The organism is Caenimonas sp. SL110 (genome assembly GCF_001044395.1).
In the GTDB taxonomy this organism is placed as follows: Bacteria; Pseudomonadota; Gammaproteobacteria; order Burkholderiales; family Burkholderiaceae_C; genus Ramlibacter.
This window is the reverse complement of record NZ_JANU01000002.1, coordinates 60,949-82,219: the sequence shown is the minus strand read 5'-3', so window position 1 is coordinate 82,219 and position 21,271 is coordinate 60,949. Positions and strand designations below refer to the sequence as shown.

Sequence of the window (21,271 nt, the reverse complement as noted above, 5' to 3'; positions counted from 1 at the left end):
GGACGCCACGTCCCCAGCGACTTCCAGGGGGCGGGCAAGCAATTGCCCGCCCCTTTTTTTTCGATCAGTCAGGCACTGCGCGCGGGCGGGGCTGCGAGCTCGTACCAGACACCGCGGCCGGCACCATGCAGCTGCAGGTGACCACGCTCCATCAATGCCCGGAAATGTTGCTTGAGCGTGTTGCGATTGCCACCGGTCAAGCGCATCGCATCGCCCATCGTGACACGCCCATGTTCGCGGGCGAACTCGACGATCTGTAGCGACAACTCGGGCAACGCAGCCAATACCAGCTTTTCGCGCTCGACCTTCCGGTTGAGACGGCGTACCTGCTCCGCCAGCGCCCGCAAAAAATAAATCAGCCAGGGTTGCCAGTTGGCGGCATCAGTGCGGATTGTTCCCTGCGTCTGCCGCAATGCGAGGTAATAGGCTTCCTTGCTTTGCTCGATGACGCTTTCAAGTGAGCTGTAAGGCACGTAGGCGTAGCCGGCCTGCAAAAGCAGCAATGTGGTGAGAACACGGCTAAGGCGGCCGTTGCCATCCTGGAAGGGGTGAATCTCCAGGAACACCACGATGCATATGCCAATGCGCAGCAGCGGGTGCAGGCGTTCTGCAAGCGAATCGCCACTCCCGCCATTGAACCAGGCCACCAACTCTGCCATCAAACGCGGGGTGTCGAACGGCGTTGCGGTCTCAAACACCACACCCAGTGGCTTGCCTTCTTCGTCGAACGCAACGACGCTATTTGATGATGTCTTGTAGTTGCCGCGGTGCCATGTGTCCTTCTCGCTGTACACGAGCAAGTCTCGATGCAATTGCCTGACGTGATTCTCGGTCAGCGCAATGTCCGCCCAGGACGAGAACACCAGTTCCATGACCTCGGCGTAGCCCGCCACTTCCTGCTCGTCGCGTGTGGCGAACGACTTGATCCTGAGATTGGAGAGCAAACGCTCGACCTCCCGATCGGAAAGTCGGCTGCCCTCGATGCGGGTGGATGAGCCAATGCTCTCGATCGTGGCCACGCGACGCAGTGCCGAGAGTCGGTCTGGCGCCAACGTGCCCAGAGCGCGCCACGCACCCTTGAACTCATCGATGCTCGCGATGAGACTCAGGATTTCCAGGGTGATAGGAATGGTGTTGGGGAGGGGCACCGTTCCAATATAACACCCAATAACACCCAATACGGCACTTGAAGCGCACCCTGACAGTCATCAAGACGCTGGCCAGCCCCGGGCGCGCCGCGTCAGCTGCGCAGCCGGTCGATCAACCCGTTCAACTCTTCGAGCGAGCCGAACTGGATCGCGAGCTCGCCCATCTCCTCGACGCGGCCGTGGCGCTTCACGCGCTTTTTCACGCGCACTTCGACTTCTGCGGTGAGCAGGTCGGAAAGCTCTTCTTCCACGCGCCGCAGGTCACGCGACTTTTCGTTCTTGGGTTTGGGCGAGACCAGGTTGAACTCGGCGCTGAGTTTCTTGACCAGGCCCTCGGCTTCGCGCACCGACAGTTTCTTCGCCGCGATCTGGTTGGCCGCCGTGATCTGCGATGCACGTTCCAGCGCCAGCAGCGCGCGCGCGTGTCCCATGTCGATGTCGCCTGCCATCAGCATCGTCTGCACCGGGTCGGCGAGATTGAGCAGGCGCAGCAGATTGCTCGCGGCACTGCGTGATCGGCCCACCGCCTGGGCAGCTTGCTCATGCGTGAGTCCGAATTCCTTGACCAGGCGCTGCAGTCCGTGCGCCTCTTCCAGCGGGTTGAGGTCCTCGCGCTGGATGTTCTCGATGAGCGACATCGCGGCCGCTGCTTCGTCAGGCACATCGCGCACCAGCACCGGCACGCTGTCCAGGCCAGCCAGCTTTGCCGCACGAAAGCGCCGCTCGCCGGCAATGATTTCGTACTTGCCGCTGTTGGGGCCGTTGGCGACGCGCCGCACAAGGATGGGCTGCATGATGCCCTGGGCCTTGATGCTCTCGGCGAGTTCGTAGAGCGCGCCCTCGTCCATGCGCGTGCGCGGCTGGTAGATGCCGGGCACCATGTCAGCCAGCAAAAGCGATGCGGGCTGGCCGGGACTGGCCGCCTCGGCTTCGTGTGCGGATTCGCTGGCCGTGGGGCCGAGCAATGCTTCCAGGCCGCGTCCGAGGCCCTTGGGTTTCTTCGTCGCCATTGTTTTTCTAGTCTTTCATTAAGTCCTGGAGCAGGACATGGCCTTCGGGCCAGCTCGCCAGGCCGGAGTCGGCGTTGATGTGGCCGCAATCGCCGTAGTCGATGAACTGCGAACCCCAGGCATGGGCAAACAGGCGCGCACGCTCGAACTCGCAATAAGGGTCGTTACGGCTCGCGACCATGACGCTCGGGAACGCCAGCGCGCTCAGGTCGATGGGCGACCAGGTCGGGATGACATCGCGCGCGTCGGGATGTTCGATGTCGCCGGGCGCAACGAGCAATGCGCCCTTCACCCGGTGCGTGTTGAGCGAGCGCTGCGACCATGCGGCCGTCAGGATGCACCCCAGGCTGTGGGCGACCAGCACCACCGGCTCATCACGCGACAACACCATTTCTTCAAGACGCGCGAGCCAGTCGCCCCGCAGCGGCTTGTCCCAGTCGTGCTGCTCGACGCGCACGTAGCCATGGCGCTTTTCCCACAGGGTCTGCCAGTGTTGCGCGCCGCTGTTGAACCAGCCGGGCAGGACGAGGACGTTGGATGGCTTCATTGCTCTTTATTTGATAGCTATCGAGTCAGTATTCATAAGGCTTTAGCGGCAGATGACTACAATTTCTTGATGCGATCGACCATCTCTTTGGCAAACTCGACATAGGCCTGGCTGCCCCGTGCATTGGGGTCGAAGACGACGCCCGGCAAGCCATAGCTGGGCGCTTCGGCCAGTCGCACATTGCGCGGGATCACGGTATTGAAAACCTTGTCGCCAAAGTGCGCCTTGAGCTGCTCGCTGACTTGCTGCTGCAGCGTGATGCGTGGATCGAACATGACGCGCAGCAGGCCGATGATCTGCAGGTCCTTGTTCATGTTGGCGTGCACCTGCTTGATCGTGTTGACCAGGTCGGTGAGGCCTTCGAGGGCAAAGTACTCGCACTGCATCGGCACGACGACTCCATGCGCAGAACACAGACCGTTGAGCGTGAGCATCGACAGTGAGGGTGGGCAGTCGATCAGCACGAAGTCATATTCAGCCGCGACCGCAGCGATGGCTTCTTTCAACCGCTTGTCGCGCCGCTCGACTTCGACCAGTTCGACCTCGGCACCGGCCAGGTCGCGGTTGGAGCCGAGCACGTCGTAGCCGCACTTCTCGCTGCGCACCCGAGCTTCGGTGATGGATGCCGATTCGAGCAGCACGTCGTACACGCTCATTTCAAGCTTGCGCTTGTCGATGCCCGAACCCATGGTCGCATTGCCCTGCGGGTCCAGGTCGATCATCAAGACGCGCTGGCCGACTTTGGCCAGGCCGGCTGCGAGGTTGACGGTGGTGGTTGTCTTGCCAACGCCGCCCTTCTGGTTGGCGACGCAAAAGATTCTTGCGCTCACTTGGAGATCGCCAGTTTGATGCCGAAGCCCAGCAGGAAGATGCCCGCCACTTTTTCGAGCACACGTCCGATCATCGGGTTGGCGCGCATGCGTTCAGCCAGATGATGGGTCAGCAGCACGACGACGAGGCCGTACGCAAAAGTGAGCACCGCAATGGTTGCGGCCATCACGGCGAAAGTCAGCATGCCCTGATGACGCGCCGGGTCCACGAACAGCGGGAAGAACGCCATGTAGAAAACGATGGCCTTGGGGTTGAGCAGCGTGATGAGCGCGCTCTGCTTGAAATAGTGGCGCGGCTCGATGTTAAGGATGGGCGCAGCGCCGGGTTTGGCCAACAACATGCGGACGCCGAGGTAGGCCAGGTAGGCAGCGCCCATCCATTGGACCGCATGAAAAGCGGCGGGATAGGTTGCCAGCAAGGTCGCAACGCCGGCAACGGCGGCCCACATCAACACCTGGTCACCCGCGATGACGCCCATCGTGGCGCCCAAGCCGCCAGCCACGCCGCCCTTGCTGGTCGAAGTGATCAATGCCAGGTTCCCCGGGCCGGGAATAGCCAGAAAAATGATGATTGCGGCAACGAATGCGCCGTAGTCTGCAACGCCAAACATGAATTTCCCCGGGGTCTTGGAAGACCGAGTTTACGTTACGGCGTCAGCGGCGAATCCACAGCAGGCAGCGGTCGGCGTGCAGCTCAGGCACCTGGAGTTGTTCCACGTGAAACACAGTGACGCCCGGTGGAAGGGCGGCCACTTCCTCATCAGGTGACTTGCCCTTCATCGCCATCCAGACGCCCTGCTCTGCCAGCGCGCCGGCGGACCAAGTGACGAAATCGACCAGCGAGGCGAATGCACGAGATACGATCACATCGTAGGGACCGGTCAGATTTTCGACCCGATCATGGACACCGCGCAGGTTGCCCAGCTTCAAGGTCAATGCCGCCTGCTGGATGAAAGCCGCCTTCTTGGCAACCGTGTCCACGCAATCCACCTGGATCTCGGGGCAGCAGATGGCGATGACTGCGCCCGGCAGGCCCGCGCCAGACCCGACATCCAGAAGCCTGATCGCCCGCCCCTGGGCAAACCGGCGCAACGGAGCAATCACGGCCAGGCTGTCCAGCAAGTGATGGGTCAGCATCTGGGCCGGGTCGCGGACAGCCGTCAGGTTGTAGACCTTGTTCCACTTCCCGATCTGCTCCAGGTAGTCGAGCAGCCGCGTGACCTGCTGATCCGTCAACGCCAGCTCAAGGGCAACGAGCCCTGCCCGTAGTCGGGCTTCCAGCTCAGCTCTCATGTTGCCGCGTCGTTGACAGGGGTCTCGTCCCGGCGCTTCTGGCCGTCGAAACCCTTGGCTCGGCGCTTCTTCAAGTACACCAGCAACAGCGAAATCGCGGCCGGTGTGACGCCAGAGACACGAGATGCCAGGCCCAACGTTTCAGGCCTGTGCTTTTGGAGCTTCTGCCGAACCTCGATGGAAAGCGCAGGAACCTCCAGATAGTTGAGGTCTTCCGGCAATTTGAGGTTCTCGTAATGGGCCGAGCGCTCGATCTCACCCTTCTGGCGCTCGATATACCCGGAGTACTTGGCAGCAATCTCCAGCTGCTCAACCACCGGCTCGAACAGCGCACCCAATGCCTCGCGCGAAACAGCCGAGCTGGCGAGCGCCCCGCCGTCCAGCGACATCAAGGCCGCGTAACTGATCTCGGGGCGGCGCAGTAACTCGGCCAGGTTGTATTCATGATCGATGGCCTTGCCCAGCACCCGCTCGGACTCAGCTGCAGGCAAATTCTGCGGGCTGATCCAGATCGACCGCAGCCGTTGTGTTTCACGTGAAACAGCATCGCGCTTGCGGTTGAAGGCATCCCAACGGGCATCGTCCACCAGGCCCATCTTGCGCCCTGCTTCCGTCAAGCGCATGTCGGCATTGTCTTCACGCAATTGCAGCCTGAACTCGGCGCGGCTCGTGAACATGCGATACGGCTCAGTCACACCCTTGCTGATGAGGTCGTCCACGAGCACGCCGAGATAGGCCTCGTCGCGGCCCGGGAGCCAGGCCTCTTCGCCCCTGCATTGAAGCGCGGCATTGATCCCGGCGAACAGCCCCTGGGCCGCTGCCTCTTCATAGCCGGTGGTGCCATTGATCTGCCCCGCAAAGAACAGTCCCGCGATTGACCGCGTCTCGAAGCTGCTCTTGAGCGAACGCGGATCGAAGTAGTCGTACTCGATGGCGTAGCCCGGTCGCAGGATGTGCGCATTCTCCAGGCCGACCATCGAGCGGACCAGGTCGTATTGAATGTCAAACGGCAGGCTGGTCGAAATCCCGTTGGGATAGATCTCGTTGGTCGTGAGCCCTTCCGGCTCCAGGAAAATCTGGTGACTGTCCTTGCCTGCGAAGCGGTTGATCTTGTCTTCGACGCTCGGGCAATAACGCGGGCCGACCCCCTCGATCTTCCCCGTGAACATCGGGCTACGGTCAAAGCCAGATCGGATGATGTCGTGCGTCCGCTCGTTGGTGTGGGTGGCCCAGCACGGCACTTGCCGCGGATGCATCGCCGCGGTACCCATGAAGCTGAACACCGGCACCGGATCGGTGTCACCCGGCTGAATCTCGCACTTCGAAAAATCGATGGTCCGCCCGTCCAGTCGCGGCGGCGTCCCAGTCTTGAGCCGGGCCTGGGGCAGCTTGAGTTCCTTGAGCCGGGCCGACAGCGAAATCGCCGGCGGATCGCCCGCCCGCCCCGCCTGGTAATTGTTGAGCCCCACATGGATGCGTCCGTCAAGGAAGGTCCCGGCCGTGAGAACGACTGTTCGAGAACGGAAGCGAATACCAACTTGCGTTACAGCACCCACCACCCGGTCGCCTTCCACCATCAGGTCATCGACGGCCTGCTGAAAGAGCGTGAGGTTGGGCTGGTTTTCCAGGCGGTGCCGGATGGCCGCCTTGTAGAGAATGCGGTCGGCTTGCGCGCGCGTCGCCCTGACGGCAGGGCCTTTGGAACTGTTGAGGATGCGAAACTGGATGCCCGCCTCATCGGTCGCAATCGCCATGGCGCCACCAAGCGCATCGACCTCCTTGACCAAGTGACCCTTGCCGATCCCGCCAATGGACGGGTTGCAGCTCATCTGCCCGAGGGTCTCGATGTTGTGGGTGAGCAGCAGCGTCTTGCAGCCCATCCGCGCCGAAGCCAGGGCGGCCTCGGTACCGGCATGGCCGCCGCCGACGACGATGACGTCGAATTCCTGGGGATAGAGCATAGGGGTCCCGCGTAGACCGCGAGTCATTCCAGAGGGGGGAGCGCGCAATTTTACCGGGCGGTCACCTGCGGATGTTCAGTACGGTCTTGATGTAGAGCTTGACCGCCCACCAGCACAGCCGTGGTGCGCGACTGAGCGACAGGGCCTGGGCCAGCAGCGACCTGACGGACTTTGCGTCAAAACCCCATCTCCAGAGGTTGCCGGCTGAGCGCACCGCATCCAGCGCGATCAGGGCGACGGCCTGTTTCGCGACCGAATCCCGGACGTCGGGCGGCAGGTAACGCGCAGTCGCCTTCACCGCCCACAACAACTCCTCGACGTTCTGGCCAGAGACCAGCTTGGCACCGGTGATGGAGGCGCCGTGCACACGGTAATCGGCGAGCGTGCGCGGGGTGTACGCAAACGGGTACCTGCTCGCGATTCGCACCCACATCTCCCAGTCAACACCCACCTCTGCGCCGAAGAATCCGCCCAGCGCCTCATACACGCTGCGTCGAATCGCGATGCAGACAAATTGCAGGCGCTGCTCCGTCGCAAGCGTTTGCAGCCAGTGCGGAACCAGACCCTCGACCGGCAGTTCCGCTTCGGTGACGTAGCCCTCATTGCCATCCGAGTCGATGTGCCGGTGCCTGCAGAACGCAGCGCCCGCCTCCGGGTATCGAACAAAGAGGTCTCCCAGGCCAGCATAGAAGCCTGGCTGCACCCGATCGTCGGCGTGCAACAGGTGTACCCAGTGACCACGCGCCAGCTCGACGCACTTGTTGTAATTGGCGACGCTGCCCACGTTGTGAGGCTGGCGGACATACTCGATGCGGCCCTGCCCCATTTCGCTCACCAGCTGGCGCACATCGATATCGGTGCTCGCGTCGTCCACCACGCAGATCTGCATCTGGTCGGCCGGCGGTGCCTGCGCGAGAACCGATTGCAGCGTACCGCCCAGATAGCGCCCCGCATTGAAGGCGGGAATCATCACCGACCACTGCGGCCGCTCCACGCCCTGCGGGACTGGAGAAATCGGAGGGGGTGATGAGGGGAGTGGGCTCACTGTTCGTTTCGCAGCCGCGGACTCTTTACCGGCCCGTCAACATTGGCGTACTCTAGCCCAGTTCCCAGACTCACCCGACCCACACGCCACCCCTGAACATGCTGCACGCCGCCGCCAACGAATCCGCCCAGTGACCTGATGACGCTTCGCGCAATCGTCGGCCATGCCGCCCCCTATCGCTTCCAGCTGTCCCTTGCTGTCATGTTGACGCTGCTGGATACGGCGGCGTCCCTGTGCATTCCGTGGCTGGGCGGGCGCTACGCCGCGCTCATGCTGTCCGATGCGCCGGCGTCCACCGGCCCGATCCTGCTCGCACTGCTGGGCGTCCTGGTCGTTCAGGCGCTGCTCAAATTTGCCAGCAACTACGTCTCGGGCGCGGCGGCTGCAGGCGTGCTCGCCGAATTGCGAACACGCGTCTATGACCACCTGCAGGCGCTGCCGTTGCAGTTCCATCACAAGCGCAACCAGGGCGACATCCTTGCGCTCCTGACTTACGAAGCAGCGCAGCTGGCCGGCTTCATCACCCAGACGCTGCTGTCGATTCCTGCGCTGCTGCTGACCGTGACGGGCGCGTTGATCCTGATGTTCAGGGTCGATCCCCTGCTCGCGGCGCTCGTGGCGTTCCTTGTGCCAGGCTTTTTTCTCGTGGCCAAGATCGTTGGGCGGCGCCTGCGTCCGCTGGCTCGCGAAATCCAGCGCGCCGATGCACAGGCGATCTCCGTCGCCGGAGAAAACCTGGTCATGCTCCCGGCCATCAAGACGTTCACGCGAGAGCTGCACGAATCGGATCGGTACGCACGCCAGGTCGAACGCGTGCGATCGCTGGGGCTGAAAGAACTGCGCATCTACTCTGCGCTCGAACCCTTGGTCCAGATCATGGCAGCGGCCTCTGTCGTGCTGCTGCTGTGGGTCGCAGGTGAACGGCTGGGCACAGCGCGGATGGACGCGGCGCAACTGGTGAGCTTCCTGCTTTACGGCGCGCTCATCGTGCGGCCGGTGTCGTCGCTGGCGGGCGTGTGGGGCCAGTTCCAGATGGCACGCGGAACGCTCGCGCGCCTGATGCACGTGCTCACCGAAAAGCCCGAAGCCATCGCCCAGGCGGGGCACGACGTGCCGCCACTGCACGGCGACATTGAATTTCGCAACGTCAGCTTCAGCTACCCCGGACGGCCCGCTGCCCTCAGTGGCATCGACCTGAAAATCGCAGCCGGCGAGCGCATCGCCATCACCGGTGCAAATGGCGCCGGCAAGAGCACCCTCACGCACCTGCTGATGCGCCTGCACGAACCCCAATCCGGCGAGATCCTGGTGGACGGCATCGACATCGCAACGGTCAGCCTCAAGAGCCTGCGAAGCCAGATCGGGGTCGTTCCCCAGCACGTCCTGCTGTTCAATGGCACCGTGCGCGAGAACATCGCTTACGGCCGGCCCGAAGCCACTGCAGCGGCCATCGCGCATGCAGCCGAGGTTGCGCAAGCCCACACCTTCATCGCGCAGCTGCCGCAAGGCTACGACACACTCATCGGCGACCAGGGCGTGCGCCTGTCGGGCGGCCAGCGCCAGCGCATTGCCCTTGCGCGCGCGCTGCTCAAGGACCCGCGCATCCTCGTGCTCGACGAAGCCACCGCCATGTTCGATCCTGCGGGCGAGCAGGCGTTCATCAGCGATTGCGAAGCGGCGCTGGCCAACCGCACCGTCATTCTCATCACGCACCGGCCCGCCAGCCTCGCACTGGCCGACCGCATCGTCGCCATGCATGACTCCAGGATCTGCTCCATCACGCAGGGTGCGCGCACTGCGCCAGAATGACCCGTGCCCTCTCCGTCCATGCAACCTCTTCGCCAATGGATTCGCCAATGGATTCGGCGCACCTTCAGCGTGAGCACCCGGCACCGGATACGCCGCGTGATCCGCCCCGCCTTCATGGGCACGCTTCGCCGCACGACACCGATCAGCCCGATCTGGGGCTTTGACCGCGGCAACGCCGTCGATCGCTTCTACATCGAGCGCTTCCTGGCGCAGCACCGAAGCGATATCACAGGCCGGGTGCTGGAGGTGCAAAGCCCGGCATACACGCAGAGGTTCGGCACCGCAGTCACCCGCTCCGACGTGCTCGACATAGCCGCGGCCAATCCGCTGGCAACGCTGGTCGCCGACCTCGCCGCTGCAGATGCACTGCCATCCGACGCGATGGATTGCTTCGTGCTCACCCAGACGCTGCACCTGATCCACGACCTGCGCGGCGCCCTGCACCACGCGCACCGCATGCTCAAGCCCGGGGGCGTGCTGCTCGCCACGATTCCTGCGGTCAGCCGGATCGACCCGGACAGCAAGGCAGACCAGTGGCGCATGACACCTGCCTCGGCCGAACGGCTGTTCACGGAAGTTTTTGGGCCCGGCCAGGTCAGCGTGCAAGGTCATGGCAATGTCCTGACCTGCATCGCATTCCTTGCGGGCATGGCGGCGCAAGAGCTGTCGACGCGCGAACTCAATCATGTGGACGACGCGTTTCCAATGCTCATCACGATCCGCGCGGTGAAGGCAGACCCCGAGCGCAAGCCCGTGGACATCTCGGTGGTGATACCGACCTACAACCGCAGTCATGCCCTGGCGAAATGCATCACATCGCTATGCGCACAAGACCTGGATGCGCATCGCCATGAAATCGTCGTCGTCGTCGATGGCTCCACCGATGGCACCGGGGCTATGCTGAAGGGCCTGAACACCGCCTGCCGGCTCACCGTGGTGGAGCAACCAGAAAATCTGGGGCAGGCCACATCCATGAATGCGGGCGTGCGGGCCGCCACCGGGCGCATCGTGCTGTTCATCGACGATGACATGCACTGCCCACCGACGCTGCTGTCCGCTCACCTTGCCGCGCATGCGCAACGCAGCGACGCGAGCGTCGTCTTCGGCCCGATCCTCGCATCGGGACCGGGCGAAGATTTCTCTTCCAGCCAGCTGGCCGCCAGCTTCGATGTGAAGTTCAGCCGCCTGATGAACGACCCGACACCCATCTGGCCGGGCGATGCCGTGCTGATGCCCAACACCTCGCTCTCACGCGAGCTGTTTGCGTCAGTCGGCGGATTCGACACAGCCAACTTCGCGCGGCGCAGGTTCGACGAGGAACTGGGCCTGCGCCTGTGGCGCAGCGCAGTCCGCTTTGTGTTTGCGCCCGACGCGCAGACATCGCACGCATGGCAAAAGGGCGCCGTGCAGATGCGCCACGACTGGATCGAAGGCGGCGCGGCGCTGGTGCGCCTGCATCGCAAGCACCCCGAACTCATCGGTGTGCGCCCTACGTTCGGCAAGCTGCTGGCCGCCCCGCCCTGGAAACGCAGGATGTCGGCGGCGGCGTCGAACTTTCCGCGCCTGACCGGATGGTCCATCGACGCGCTGATGCTGGCTGCAAGGCTCGTCGCCTCATCGGACAAGGCGGCCCGCCGCGAGCAGCAGCTCCAGTCGGCGAAGGTCGCGCTGTTCGCGCTGCACGGCGCGCTTCGCGAAGCCGGCCGCTGGAGCGAATTCGCACGACTGTTCAAACCAGACACCCACACGCCGCGCAGCCTGCAATGAACCCACGCGTGTCCATCATCGTTCCGGTTTTCAACGCCGCGCCCTTCCTCGAAGAAACGATAGCGAGCGTGAAGGCGCAGACATTCGATGCCTGGGAGCTGCTGCTGATCGATGACGGATCGACCGATGCGAGCACCGGCATCATCGAGCGCGCACGCGCATCCGACCCGCTGCGTGTTCGCGTGCTCTCGCATGAAGGACGCATCAATCGCGGCCTGCCCGCCAGCCGCAACCTCGGCCTGCAAGAGGCGCGCGGCCCATACATCGCCCTGCTCGACGCAGACGATGTGTGGCATTCGGACAAACTGGCTCGGCAGGTCGAGCTGCTGGACCAGCATCCGCAAGCCGCCATGCTCATGGGGCCGAGCGAGTACTGGCGCAGCTGGAACCCGGACGACCCCGAGCCCGACTCGACACCCACTCTGGCGCCTGGACCCAAAACCTATGCCCCACCCGAACTCAGGCGGCTGACCTACCCATTCGGCCCCTGCGGCTCGCCCTGCCCGTCCAACCTGATGATCCGGGTGGATGCCGCCCGCGCCGTTGGCGGCTTTGCCGAGGAATTCAGCGGCGACAACTCGGCCTGGGAAGACATCGCCTTTCTTTCCCGAATCTTCATGCGCTATCCCGTGCACGTCACGGACCAATGCTGGGACCGATACCGCATCCACTCCCGGTCCATGTCGGCTCGCCTGCTGCAAGACGAGAAGCAGGAGGCGGTGCGGGAATACTTCTTTGCATGGTTCGACCACTACATGCGCTCGAACGGCCTGAACGACGCGCACCTGCAACGGCAAACCAGATCAGCGACCTGGCGCTATCGTCACCCGCTGGCGTGGCGGCTGTATCGGGCGCTTCGCAGCCGTGCCCGGCCGCTCAAGAGGTTGATGCGCGGCCGGACAGCCTGAGCCACTGCGCACGCGCCCTGCGCTGCAGGCCCCGCCGGATGTCCTTGCCGGTCAGCACCTTGCTCACCATGTCGGGCAAGGTGTCGTTCGAGGTCAACTCCACGCGCCGGATGCCGAGCCTGTCGCCGCCCGTATCGAGCCCGGGCGCCAGCGTCACGGCGGCCTTGAAGCCGGCCTCTTCAACAGCCGCACGCACCCGGCTATCGACTTCGCCATAGGGATAGGCAAACCAGTCAACGCGGCTGCCCAGGGCGTCTTCAAGGCGCGACTTGGAGTCTTGCACCTCGCGCGTGATCGCGTCAACGCCAAGCGTGGGCAGCGCCGCATGCGACACCGAATGCGCGCCGATCACGGCCCCGGCCTGCTGCATCTCCCGAAGCTGCGCCACCGTCATGAGCGACCGGGGCCGCATGCCCGTTTCCTGGTCCCAGACATTGGAGCCACCGAGCTGGCCGGCCACCGCAAACAGCAGCGGCGAGAAGCCCTCCTCGCGCATGATCGGCAATAGCTCCTGATGCAGATCGTCGTAGCAATCGTCGAACGTCAGGATGAGACTCCTGCGCGGCAGCTTGCCCGCCAGGAAGGCATCGGGATGCGCGTGCCGCATGCCCAGCCAACCGGCCGTGCGCAAAAACTGGCGCAAGCGTGGAGCCGGCAGATAGAACCTTGCTTCCCGAGGCGTCTGCGGCTGCGACAAGCTGTGCAGCGCGACCAGGCAAGCAGCGTGACCGCCCAGCGCGTGCAACACGCTCAAGCGCCTTTGATCGTTGCCACGTCGGAACGCCGACGGTCCACTGGTTCATGAGGGTCGGCGTTGCTGCTGGCTGCAGGAGACACCGCCGGCCGCGCTCCGCCCGGCTTCAGCGGCGGTGCCGACCGGTCCAGGCGGTCGAGCAGAAAACTCCGCAGCCCCGACAAGACGGCCAGGGCCGACTTCCAGCGCGGCGCAAGACGAACACGCGGGGCGGCCCCGCCAGACCGCCACGTTCTGGGCGTACCCCGCAGGGCCTCGACCAGATACGTTGCGACCTTGCGCCTGTAGAGCGGCTGCTGCGCAAAGAGCAGTGCGATGTAGCCGACCGAGGCCGACAGATAGCGCAGATGCCGTTGCTGCAGGGCCTGCATCGACGTGGGCACAGGGTGGCTCACGACAGCGGTGGGCGAATACACCACGCTGTATCCGCGCTCGACCACGCCAAAGAATGCGTAATGCTCCTCGCCCCCGACAATGCGGGCGCCCGCGCCCAGCGATTCGCAGAAACCGGGCCAGACCGCGAACGCCTCGCGCCGGAAGGCGAGGTTGGCACCGCAACCCACACCGCCGAAACAGGCGCGTTCGAACCACTGGGGGCATGAGCGGTCCAGCACCTGGCGCTCCAGCCCGCCATCCGCGCCGCCGAGCACAGCGCAAATGCGCTCTTCATCCGTGGATGGCTCGAACGCCTTGATCCTGCCTGCGACTGCCATGACCTGCGGGTCCGCGAACTCGCGCAGCAGCTGGGTCAGCCATGAGGGATCGGCCACCGCCTCGTCGTCGATCATCGCGATCAACGGTGCCTGGCTCGCTCCCACGCCACGGTTGCGGGCCCGGCTGACCCCTGGCAGCGGTTCCCGGATGTAGCGGGCGCCCCAGCGCTGCGCAATGTCGCGCGCCTCTGCGCCCAGCGAGGCGCTGTCGACCACCAGTACCTCGAAGTCATCAAAGTCCTGGCACCGCACCGACGCCAGGCAGCGGTCGAGCTCCACCGGTCGGTCGCGGGTGCAGACAAGTACGGTAATGGCGGGGTTGATCGAAAGCTCCAGCGGCCGGGCAAACAGCTTGCAGGGTACCGCAGAACGGTACCCCCCTCAAGCCAAAAGGCTCATGGCAACAGCAGGCGGCGGACAGCCTCCCGATGCTCCCGGGATATCCGTCCGCGCATGAACTCGATGGCGATCAATGCGGTCACGAGCGCGCCATAAGACAGCACGGCCACCATGCCCGGATGGATGCGCGTGGCGCGGGCGAAGCGGCTCGCCCTGTCCAGCGTGCCAAACCACGCGTCGAAAGCCCACCAGGTCACCCCACCCCAGCACAGGCAGACCAGCACCAGCGGCCAGAACCCGGACAGCAGGATGAGGGTTTCGCGCAGCGGACGGCCAAAGTGCAGATGCACCGAGCCCACCAGCCGGATCGCACTGGCCGACATGGCCGTGGCCGTGCCGATCGCCGCGCCCAGCAACCCCCAGTTGAGCACCAGGTACAGGCTGAGCGGCACGTTCAGCGCAATGGACAGCAAGGCCGCGCGCGCCTGGAAGTCCGGCCGACGCGCGGCCTGCGCCATCGTGGCGGCCGGAAGCGCCAGCACACTGGTGACGGCCCCCAGGCACAGCGCAACAAAAACACCACGCGCCACGTAACCCATCTCGCCGGTCCAGGCGTACAGGAAGACGGGCGAAACCGCCAGGGGCGCCAGCAGGAACAGGCAGACACCGTAGGCAACAACACGCGTGCTCGTCAGGTACCAGCCCCACGCATGATCGCCCTGAAGGCCCTGCGCAATGGCTGTGGGCAGCAAGGTCTCCGCGCCGCTGGCCGGCACACTGCGCAGCGCCGCCACGGCCCGGTTGGCAACCTCATAAGGCGCCACACCCCACAGGCCGACAAGACCTGCCACGATGAACTTGTCGAACTGGAAGTTGATGAAGTGCGCCCATCCATCCATCTGGTTCGCGATGGAATAGATGGCGATCTCCCGCATCCGTGACGCGGAAAATGCGGCCCTGGTGAACATCGGCGTTGCCAGGGCGCGCGCACGGACGAAGACGACCACCAGCACCGCCAGCTGCGCACCCCAGAACGCCAGCAGCGTCAGGTCCAGGCGCCCCGTCTGCTGGGCCGCCAGGATGGCAGCAATATTGGAGCCGAGCGGGATGGCCATCGAGACGCCCGACGCCAGCGCAAACCGCTCGTCGGCGATCAAGGCCAGGGTCGACGTCTGCAGGAATGCCCGCAGGGCGACCGCGACAAAGACGACATAAACCAGCTCATGAGGTGCGAACAGCGGGCTCGCGGGAATGCCGAGCCAGTGCGCAAAAGGCCCGGCGATGCCGATGACGACCAGCGCCCCCAGCAACATCGAAATCGCAAGCAGGACCCAGAACGATCCGAACAGCCGCCGCAGCTCCTGGGGATTGCGACTATGCCGGGGTCCGTTCAAAAAACGCAGCAGCGTTGAAGGCAGGCCCAGCCCGATCTCGAACAGCGAACAACCCGCAGCCACTGCCAGCAGCAGGGCCCACGCCGCAAAGCCATCGCCGCCCAGATAGCGAATCAGAAAAGGCAGCGTCAGCAGGCCGAGCGCCATGCTGAGCACGCGCGAAACCACCGCGAACGTCGCAGCCCGCGCAGGCACAAGACTGCGCTCGGCCGTCATGCCGGCGCAGTGCCTCGTGACCGGACGGCCGCCGCACTGTGCGCCAGCGCCAGGCCCAAAAGCGCATTGACGGGAAACAGCTCCATCACATTCATCGTCAGGCTGCAAATCGCGACCGCCGCATAAAACGGCATGGCCACCGGGTCGCGGCGCGATGCCCACAGCAGCGTGACATAAAACATCACCGCGCCAGCGAGTCCGCCCTGAAAGAGCAACGCGGTGAGTGTCGAATCGAAAGGCAGCGCCGCCACAACCGGAACCAGCCCCGCCGCAACAGGGCCGCCAGCATCCAGGACATTGCGCACGAAATTCGTGTTGATCCCGATGCCGCTGCCAAACGCTGTTTGCACCCAGCCCCGATCAAAGAGCGCCACGGCAAGGCCTTCGACACGGCCCTCCGGTCCCCAGAGCGAATCAAAAATGTCGATGCGGCCGGTGATGGAAGGCAGCGCCAACGCCGCCGCGAACGCCAGCAGGACCCCAGCCACCGCAGCCGGAATGCGCAGGCGCCCGGGCATCTTCAGCCAGCCCATCAACAAGGCTGTGGCGACAAAGCACGCCAGGCCCGTGCCGGAGCCGCTTGCCAGCACCAGCAATAGCGCAGTTGCGCACAACAGCGCCGTGACGACCGCCCGCCTGCCGCGCGCAAAGCAGAAGTAGAACGCGAGCGAACAAACCGCAAAAACGCCCAGGCTGTTGGGCTGCACCAGCGTGCCCGAGGCCCGACGAGCCAGGTCCAGGAACGACCACTGGCCAAACAGGTGGATGCCCCTCCAGAGCTCGAACGGGACGGCAGCGAGTTCCACCGCGATCAGTGCCGCCGCAGCGACTGCAAACACATGCAGGCGTGGCACCAGCCAGCCGGCAGTCAGCGCAACGCCCACGAAAAACAGCGACCTGAAACCCGCCGCAGCCGGCACAAGGCCATTGACCAGAAGGGATGTCACAAGCAGCAGCGAGAGATACGACACGAACAACACGAACGCCGGCTGCGCGATGCGCCTGCGCAACTCGCCCGATCGCGTTGCGAACCAAACCCCCAGACCCACCAGCGTGACAAAAAACAGATCCTTCGCAAGCTTCAACCATCGCTGGGAAGGCGGCACCTCATAAACGTGGCGATAGTGGTCATCGCCGTCGTGCCAATTGCGCGCCGCCAGGATCTCGGGTGGCGTTGTGTGGTGAGCGCACTGGCGCTCTCTTGCCAGCGAAGGATGATCGACATCGAAATGGCAATGCACCGACCAGAAGCCGCGGTACTTGTCGTAATCCATCAAGCCGACTCGCTTGAGATAGAAGCCCAGACCATTCAGCACGGCGGCGGCGACCAGCGCGATGGCAAGTGCGCGGACCAGTGCGGGGTTTGGCGGCATTGCTGGCAATATAGTCGGCTTGAGCTTGTGTTGTGGGAATCCGCCACACTGGGGGCAATCAGTCGCCTGCCAAGCCTCGTCGTTGCGGCAGGCCGGGTAGTGTAATAAAGTGAAATTCGATGACATCCCAACCCAAGATTTTTGTAGCAGGTCACAACGGGATGGTCGGCAGCGCCATTTTGCGCAGGCTCAAGGCGCAAGGCCGGAGCAACTTCGTGGTCAAGCCGCGCGCCGAACTCGACCTCACCGACCAACGCGCCGTCATGGACTTCTTCGCGGCCGAACGCCCCGACCAGGTCTATCTGGCAGCCGCGCGCGTGGGCGGCATCCATGCCAACAACACCTATCCGGCCGAATTCATCTACAGCAACCTGATGGTGCAGGCCAACGTGATCCACGCGGCCTACACCCACGGCGTGAACAAGCTCCTGTTTCTGGGGTCCAGCTGCATCTACCCCAAGCTCGCGCCGCAGCCGATGACCGAAGACGCCCTGCTCACCGGCGCGCTCGAACCCACCAACGAGCCGTACGCCGTCGCCAAGATCGCGGGCATCAAGTTGTGCGAAAGCTACAACCGGCAATACGGCACCGACTATCGCAGCGTCATGCCGACCAACCTCTACGGCCCCGGCGACAACTACCACCCTGAAAACAGCCACGTCGTGCCGGCCATGCTGCGCCGCTTCCACGAAGCCAAGCTGGCCGCCGCGCCCAGCGTTGCGGTGTGGGGCACCGGCACGCCGCGCCGCGAGTTCCTCTACGTGGACGACATGGCCGCAGCGTCTGTGCACGTCATGAATCTCGCGCCCGACGACTGGAAGGCCAGCACCCGCCCCATGCAGGCGCTGCTCAACGTCGGCTACGGATCGGACGTGAGCATTGCGCAGCTGGCGCACACCGTGGCGCGCGTCGTGGGCTACACCGGCCAGGTCGAATTCGACGCCACACGCCCCGACGGCGCACCGCGAAAACTCATCGACAGCACCCGACTGCATGCGCTGGGCTGGCAACCGCAAGTCGACCTTGAACGCGGCCTTGCCCTGGCATACGCGGACTTCATGGCCGGAACCGCCCGATAGCCGCCGGCAGCAACAGCAGCACCGCAGTACCCCGACCACACCAGGCACCCAGGCACCCACCATGCGCAACTACAACCCGCAAAAGCGGATTCTCGTCACAGGCGGCGCAGGCTTTCTGGGCTCGCATCTCATCGACCGGTTGCTCGCGCAAGGCAACGAAGTCGTCTGCGCAGACAACCTGTTCACCGGCAGCAAGCGCAACATCGCGCACCTGCACACCAATCCGCTGTTCGAGTTCCTGCGGCACGACGTGACGTTTCCGCTGTACCTCGAAGTCGACCAGATCTACAACCTCGCCTGCCCGGCCAGCCCCATCCACTACCAGCACGACCCGGTGCAGACCACCAAGACCAGCGTGCACGGCGCGATCAACATGCTGGGCCTGGCCAAGCGCCTGAAGTGCCGCATCCTGCAGGCATCGACCAGCGAGGTGTACGGCGACCCGGCTGTGCATCCGCAGACCGAAAGCTACTGGGGCAATGTCAACCCGATCGGCATCCGCTCGTGCTACGACGAAGGCAAGCGCTGCGCCGAGACGCTGTTCTTCGACTACCACCGCCAGCACCAGCTGGACATCAAGGTCGCGCGCATCTTCAACACCTACGGCCCGCGCATGCACCCCAACGATGGCCGCGTGGTGTCCAACTTCATCATCCAGGCCCTGAAGAACGAGCCGATCACCATCTACGGCGACGGCAGCCAGACCCGGTCGTTCTGCTATGTCGATGACCTGGTCGACGGCCTGATGCGGCTGATGGACACGCCCGCCGGATTCACCGGCCCGGTGAACCTGGGCAACCCGAATGAATTCACGATCAGGCAGCTGGCAGAAAAAGTGATCGCCCTGACCGGCTCGCGCTCGACCATCGTGCAGCAGCCGCTGCCCAGCGACGACCCGCTGCAGCGCCAGCCCGATATATCGCTGGCACGCAAGCACCTGGACTGGACACCGGCGATCGAGGTGGACGAAGGCTTGAAGAAGACGATCGAGTACTTCGACAAGTTGCTGGAAACGGCTTGAGCAACGCACCGGCTGCGCGACCCAGGGTCCTGGTGTCGACTGCCGCCCCCGGATTGGGCGGCGTGGATGCCATGACCCGGTTTGCGGTGGATTGCCTCTCACGCAACGGCATGGAGCCCGTCCTTGCGCATTACGCGCCCTACAGCACACACCCGCAGCTCTCGGTGCCCTTGTATCGCCTCGGGCAGCGGGGCATCGGCTCCAGCCGCACCGAGTCCTACGCGGGCATTGAAACGCATGCCTTCGGCGCGTGGCTGCCCGAGCTGGAGTTCACTCATTACGCAGCAACGGCGCAGTGGAAGGCGTTGATGGACAGTTGCGATGCGCAGATATCCGTCTCTGGAAACGTGCTCGCTGCGACGCCTTTCCAGCAAACGGACAGGCGCTACCTCGCCTGGGTCGCGACCGACTGGGACGGCGACCGCAAGGACCGCGTCAAAGGCTTCCCGATGGTGCGCCGATGCCTGGATGCAAGCGTCAACGGACCGGTGATCCGCCGACTGGAAAAACGCCTGCTGACCGCAGCCAACGTCCTGTCGCTCAGCGAGTACACCGCGCAGCGCCTGGCCGAGATTGTCGGCACGGCATTCCAGACGACCTTGCTGCCGGTTCCAGTCGACACGACGCTGTTCTCGCTTTCGCCCGCGCCTGCCACCGTCGGCCGGATCGGCTTCGCGGGCCGCTTCACCGACCCACGCAAGAACATCGGCCTTCTTCTGGAAAGCGTGGCGCTGCTGCGGCAACAAGGACACGACGCCACACTGGTCCTCATGGGAGACGCTGCCAGCCAGCCGATCCTGGATGCCATTGAAAGCCTCGGCATTGGGCAACAGGTTGTGCTGCCCGCACAGCTCTCGCGCACGGAACTGGCGCACCTGATGCAGACGCTCGATGTGTTCGCCCTGCCGTCCCACCAGGAAGGCCTGTGCATCGCCGCGCTCGAAGCGATGGCCTGCGGCGTTCCGGTGGTGTCGACCCGATGCGGCGGCCCGCAGGAATTTGTCATTGACGGTGAGACCGGGTATCTGACGGACGCCAGGCCGCCGTCGATGGCAAGCGCGATCGCCTCTATCATCGGGGACAGGCCGCTGCGAGCGAAGATGTCGGAAAAGGCTCGCCGCATGGTCGATGACCGTTACACGAATTCCCGCACGGAAGCAGTATTTCTCCATGCACTCCGCACCACATTTCCGCAATTGGCTTCCTGATGGCCGGCGTAGAAGCTGACTCCCCCTTCGACCACCAGCACGTGACGCGCATCGAGCCTCCCAAGGCCTGGCGCACGGTGGACTGGCGCGAGCTGTGGGCCTATCGGGAACTGCTGTGGGTGCTCACCCGGCGCGACATCAAGGTCAGATACAAGCAAGCCGTACTGGGTGCCGGTTGGGCCATCCTCAGGCCGGTGCTGACCATGGTGATCTTCAGCGTGATCTTTGGCCACTTCGCCAAAATTCCTTCGGATGGATTTCCTTACCCGGTGTTCCTCTACGCAGCGCTGCTGCCCTGGACCTTCTTCGCGGGTGCCATCGGCTCGTCGGCCAATTCGCTTGTCGGCTCGGCGCACCTGGTCAGCAAGATCTACTTTCCACGCCTGATCATTCCGATCGCATCGGTCGGGGCCGGTCTCATGGACCTGCTTGTCTCCATGGCAATCCTGCTGCTGATGATGGTCTGGTACGGCGTCGGATGGTCCTGGAACCTGCTGGCCGCACCCCTGCTGATCCTGGCCGTGGTGTTTGCTGCACTGAGCGTCGGCGCGCTGCTATCGGCCCTCACGGTGGCGTATCGCGACTTCACGCAGCTGACGCCTTTCCTGGTGCAGCTGTGGATGTACGTCACGCCGGTGATCTTTCCGGTGTCCATGGTTCCCGAACGCTGGCGATGGCTGCTCTACCTGAACCCGATGACAGGACTGGTCGAGGGATTCAGGTCGGTCTTCCTGGGCAAGCCATTCGACCTTGCGGGCCTGGCCATCTCGATGGCCATCGTGTCCGTGGCGTTCGTCGTGGCGGTCGCCTATTTCCAGAAGGTCGAGCGGCGCTTTGCCGACATCATCTGAAATGA

19 protein-coding genes are annotated in these 21,271 nt (G+C 64.1%); 7 read left to right on the top strand and 12 right to left on the bottom strand.

The window, feature by feature from the left end; genetic code table 11:
* Window positions 1–68 precede the first annotated feature (68 nt).
* The 8 genes from AQ12_RS01060 to AQ12_RS01025 all read right to left on the bottom strand — a co-directional run bounded on the left by AQ12_RS01060 (window position 69) and on the right by AQ12_RS01025 (window position 7,834).
* Complete coding sequence (locus AQ12_RS01060) at window positions 69–1,148, bottom strand: Fic family protein (protein WP_048437988.1); 1,080 nt, start codon at window positions 1,146–1,148, stop codon at window positions 69–71.
* Between the two features lie 92 nt (window positions 1,149–1,240).
* A complete protein-coding gene (locus tag AQ12_RS01055; protein ID WP_048437987.1) occupies window positions 1,241–2,158 on the bottom strand; it encodes a ParB/RepB/Spo0J family partition protein in 918 nt (305 codons plus the stop codon).
* Between the two features lie 7 nt (window positions 2,159–2,165).
* Complete coding sequence (locus tag AQ12_RS01050; protein WP_048437986.1) at window positions 2,166–2,705, bottom strand: alpha/beta hydrolase; 540 nt, start codon at window positions 2,703–2,705, stop codon at window positions 2,166–2,168.
* 56 nt (window positions 2,706–2,761) lie between these two features.
* Window positions 2,762–3,535: a ParA family protein gene (locus tag AQ12_RS01045; protein WP_048437985.1), complete on the bottom strand. Its 774-nt coding sequence runs from the start codon at window positions 3,533–3,535 to the stop codon at window positions 2,762–2,764.
* Window positions 3,532–4,146: a LysE family transporter gene (locus tag AQ12_RS01040; protein WP_048437984.1), complete on the bottom strand. Its 615-nt coding sequence runs from the start codon at window positions 4,144–4,146 to the stop codon at window positions 3,532–3,534. The genes AQ12_RS01045 and AQ12_RS01040 overlap by 4 nt, the downstream gene beginning before the upstream one ends.
* Before the next feature lie 43 nt (window positions 4,147–4,189).
* Entirely contained in the window at window positions 4,190–4,828 is a 639-nt protein-coding gene (gene rsmG, locus AQ12_RS01035; protein ID WP_048437983.1) for a 16S rRNA (guanine(527)-N(7))-methyltransferase RsmG, read from the bottom strand.
* Window positions 4,825–6,789 (bottom strand): tRNA uridine-5-carboxymethylaminomethyl(34) synthesis enzyme MnmG, encoded by a 1,965-nt coding sequence (gene mnmG, locus AQ12_RS01030; RefSeq protein WP_048437982.1) that lies wholly within the window; start codon window positions 6,787–6,789, stop codon window positions 4,825–4,827. The genes rsmG and mnmG overlap by 4 nt, the downstream gene beginning before the upstream one ends.
* Window positions 6,790–6,850: 61 nt before the next feature.
* A complete protein-coding gene (locus AQ12_RS01025; protein WP_048437981.1) occupies window positions 6,851–7,834 on the bottom strand; it encodes a glycosyltransferase in 984 nt (327 codons plus the stop codon).
* 138 nt (window positions 7,835–7,972) lie between these two features.
* Between AQ12_RS01025 and AQ12_RS01020 the strand changes: the two genes are divergently transcribed.
* The 3 genes from AQ12_RS01020 to AQ12_RS01010 are packed head-to-tail and all read left to right on the top strand — an operon-like array spanning window position 7,973 to window position 12,318.
* Entirely contained in the window at window positions 7,973–9,643 is a 1,671-nt protein-coding gene (locus tag AQ12_RS01020; RefSeq protein ID WP_048437980.1) for an ABC transporter ATP-binding protein, read from the top strand.
* An 18-nt stretch (window positions 9,644–9,661) separates the two neighbouring features.
* Window positions 9,662–11,410 (top strand): glycosyltransferase, encoded by a 1,749-nt coding sequence (locus AQ12_RS22345; protein ID WP_082151344.1) that lies wholly within the window; start codon window positions 9,662–9,664, stop codon window positions 11,408–11,410.
* Window positions 11,407–12,318 (top strand): glycosyltransferase family A protein, encoded by a 912-nt coding sequence (locus AQ12_RS01010; RefSeq protein WP_048437979.1) that lies wholly within the window; start codon window positions 11,407–11,409, stop codon window positions 12,316–12,318. The genes AQ12_RS22345 and AQ12_RS01010 overlap by 4 nt, the downstream gene beginning before the upstream one ends.
* On the opposite strand, the gene AQ12_RS01005 is transcribed toward AQ12_RS01010, so the two are convergent.
* The 4 genes from AQ12_RS01005 to AQ12_RS00990 all read right to left on the bottom strand — a co-directional run bounded on the left by AQ12_RS01005 (window position 12,287) and on the right by AQ12_RS00990 (window position 17,107).
* On the bottom strand, window positions 12,287–13,066 hold the full coding sequence (locus AQ12_RS01005; protein WP_048437978.1) for a polysaccharide deacetylase family protein: 780 nt from the start codon (window positions 13,064–13,066) through the stop codon (window positions 12,287–12,289). The two genes, AQ12_RS01010 and AQ12_RS01005, sit on opposite strands and share 32 nt — an antisense overlap.
* Before the next feature lie 2 nt (window positions 13,067–13,068).
* The gene (locus AQ12_RS01000) at window positions 13,069–14,097 is read right to left on the bottom strand and encodes a glycosyltransferase family 2 protein (RefSeq protein ID WP_255352431.1); all 1,029 of its coding nucleotides are present in this window, start codon (window positions 14,095–14,097) and stop codon (window positions 13,069–13,071) included.
* An 83-nt stretch (window positions 14,098–14,180) separates the two neighbouring features.
* Window positions 14,181–15,734, bottom strand: coding sequence for a lipopolysaccharide biosynthesis protein (locus AQ12_RS00995; RefSeq protein WP_152682622.1), 1,554 nt, complete (start codon window positions 15,732–15,734; stop codon window positions 14,181–14,183).
* Window positions 15,731–17,107 (bottom strand): hypothetical protein, encoded by a 1,377-nt coding sequence (locus AQ12_RS00990; protein ID WP_048437975.1) that lies wholly within the window; start codon window positions 17,105–17,107, stop codon window positions 15,731–15,733. Before AQ12_RS00990 ends, AQ12_RS00995 begins: the two co-directional genes overlap by 4 nt.
* 119 nt (window positions 17,108–17,226) lie before the next feature.
* Between AQ12_RS00990 and AQ12_RS00985 the strand changes: the two genes are divergently transcribed.
* The 4 genes from AQ12_RS00985 to AQ12_RS00970 all read left to right on the top strand — a co-directional run bounded on the left by AQ12_RS00985 (window position 17,227) and on the right by AQ12_RS00970 (window position 21,266).
* Complete coding sequence (locus AQ12_RS00985) at window positions 17,227–18,186, top strand: GDP-L-fucose synthase (protein WP_048437974.1); 960 nt, start codon at window positions 17,227–17,229, stop codon at window positions 18,184–18,186.
* 61 nt (window positions 18,187–18,247) lie between these two features.
* Window positions 18,248–19,207, top strand: a complete 960-nt coding sequence (locus AQ12_RS00980) for a UDP-glucuronic acid decarboxylase family protein (protein WP_048437973.1) — start codon at window positions 18,248–18,250, stop codon at window positions 19,205–19,207.
* The gene (locus AQ12_RS00975; RefSeq protein WP_048437972.1) at window positions 19,204–20,415 is read left to right on the top strand and encodes a glycosyltransferase family 4 protein; all 1,212 of its coding nucleotides are present in this window, start codon (window positions 19,204–19,206) and stop codon (window positions 20,413–20,415) included. The genes AQ12_RS00980 and AQ12_RS00975 overlap by 4 nt, the downstream gene beginning before the upstream one ends.
* The gene (locus AQ12_RS00970) at window positions 20,415–21,266 is read left to right on the top strand and encodes an ABC transporter permease (RefSeq protein ID WP_048437971.1); all 852 of its coding nucleotides are present in this window, start codon (window positions 20,415–20,417) and stop codon (window positions 21,264–21,266) included. The genes AQ12_RS00975 and AQ12_RS00970 overlap by 1 nt, the downstream gene beginning before the upstream one ends.
* Window positions 21,267–21,271 lie beyond the last annotated feature (5 nt).

Bases quoted from the DNA above. Each gene is read 5' to 3' on its own strand.
- AQ12_RS01055 (WP_048437987.1), bottom strand. From the start codon at position 2,158: ATGGCGACGAAGAAACCCAAGGGCCTCGGACGCGGCCTGGAAGCATTG.
- AQ12_RS01050 (WP_048437986.1), bottom strand. From the start codon at position 2,705: ATGAAGCCATCCAACGTCCTCGTCCTGCCCGGCTGGTTCAACAGCGGC.
- AQ12_RS01040 (WP_048437984.1), bottom strand. From the start codon at position 4,146: ATGTTTGGCGTTGCAGACTACGGCGCATTCGTTGCCGCAATCATCATT.
- rsmG (WP_048437983.1), bottom strand. From the start codon at position 4,828: ATGAGAGCTGAGCTGGAAGCCCGACTACGGGCAGGGCTCGTTGCCCTT.
- mnmG (WP_048437982.1), bottom strand. From the start codon at position 6,789: ATGCTCTATCCCCAGGAATTCGACGTCATCGTCGTCGGCGGCGGCCAT.
- AQ12_RS01020 (WP_048437980.1), top strand. From the start codon at position 7,973: ATGACGCTTCGCGCAATCGTCGGCCATGCCGCCCCCTATCGCTTCCAG.
- AQ12_RS22345 (WP_082151344.1), top strand. From the start codon at position 9,662: ATGCAACCTCTTCGCCAATGGATTCGCCAATGGATTCGGCGCACCTTC.
- AQ12_RS01010 (WP_048437979.1), top strand. From the start codon at position 11,407: ATGAACCCACGCGTGTCCATCATCGTTCCGGTTTTCAACGCCGCGCCC.
- AQ12_RS00995 (WP_152682622.1), bottom strand. From the start codon at position 15,734: ATGACGGCCGAGCGCAGTCTTGTGCCTGCGCGGGCTGCGACGTTCGCG.
- AQ12_RS00990 (WP_048437975.1), bottom strand. From the start codon at position 17,107: ATGCCGCCAAACCCCGCACTGGTCCGCGCACTTGCCATCGCGCTGGTC.
- AQ12_RS00985 (WP_048437974.1), top strand. From the start codon at position 17,227: ATGACATCCCAACCCAAGATTTTTGTAGCAGGTCACAACGGGATGGTC.
- AQ12_RS00980 (WP_048437973.1), top strand. From the start codon at position 18,248: ATGCGCAACTACAACCCGCAAAAGCGGATTCTCGTCACAGGCGGCGCA.
- AQ12_RS00970 (WP_048437971.1), top strand. From the start codon at position 20,415: ATGGCCGGCGTAGAAGCTGACTCCCCCTTCGACCACCAGCACGTGACG.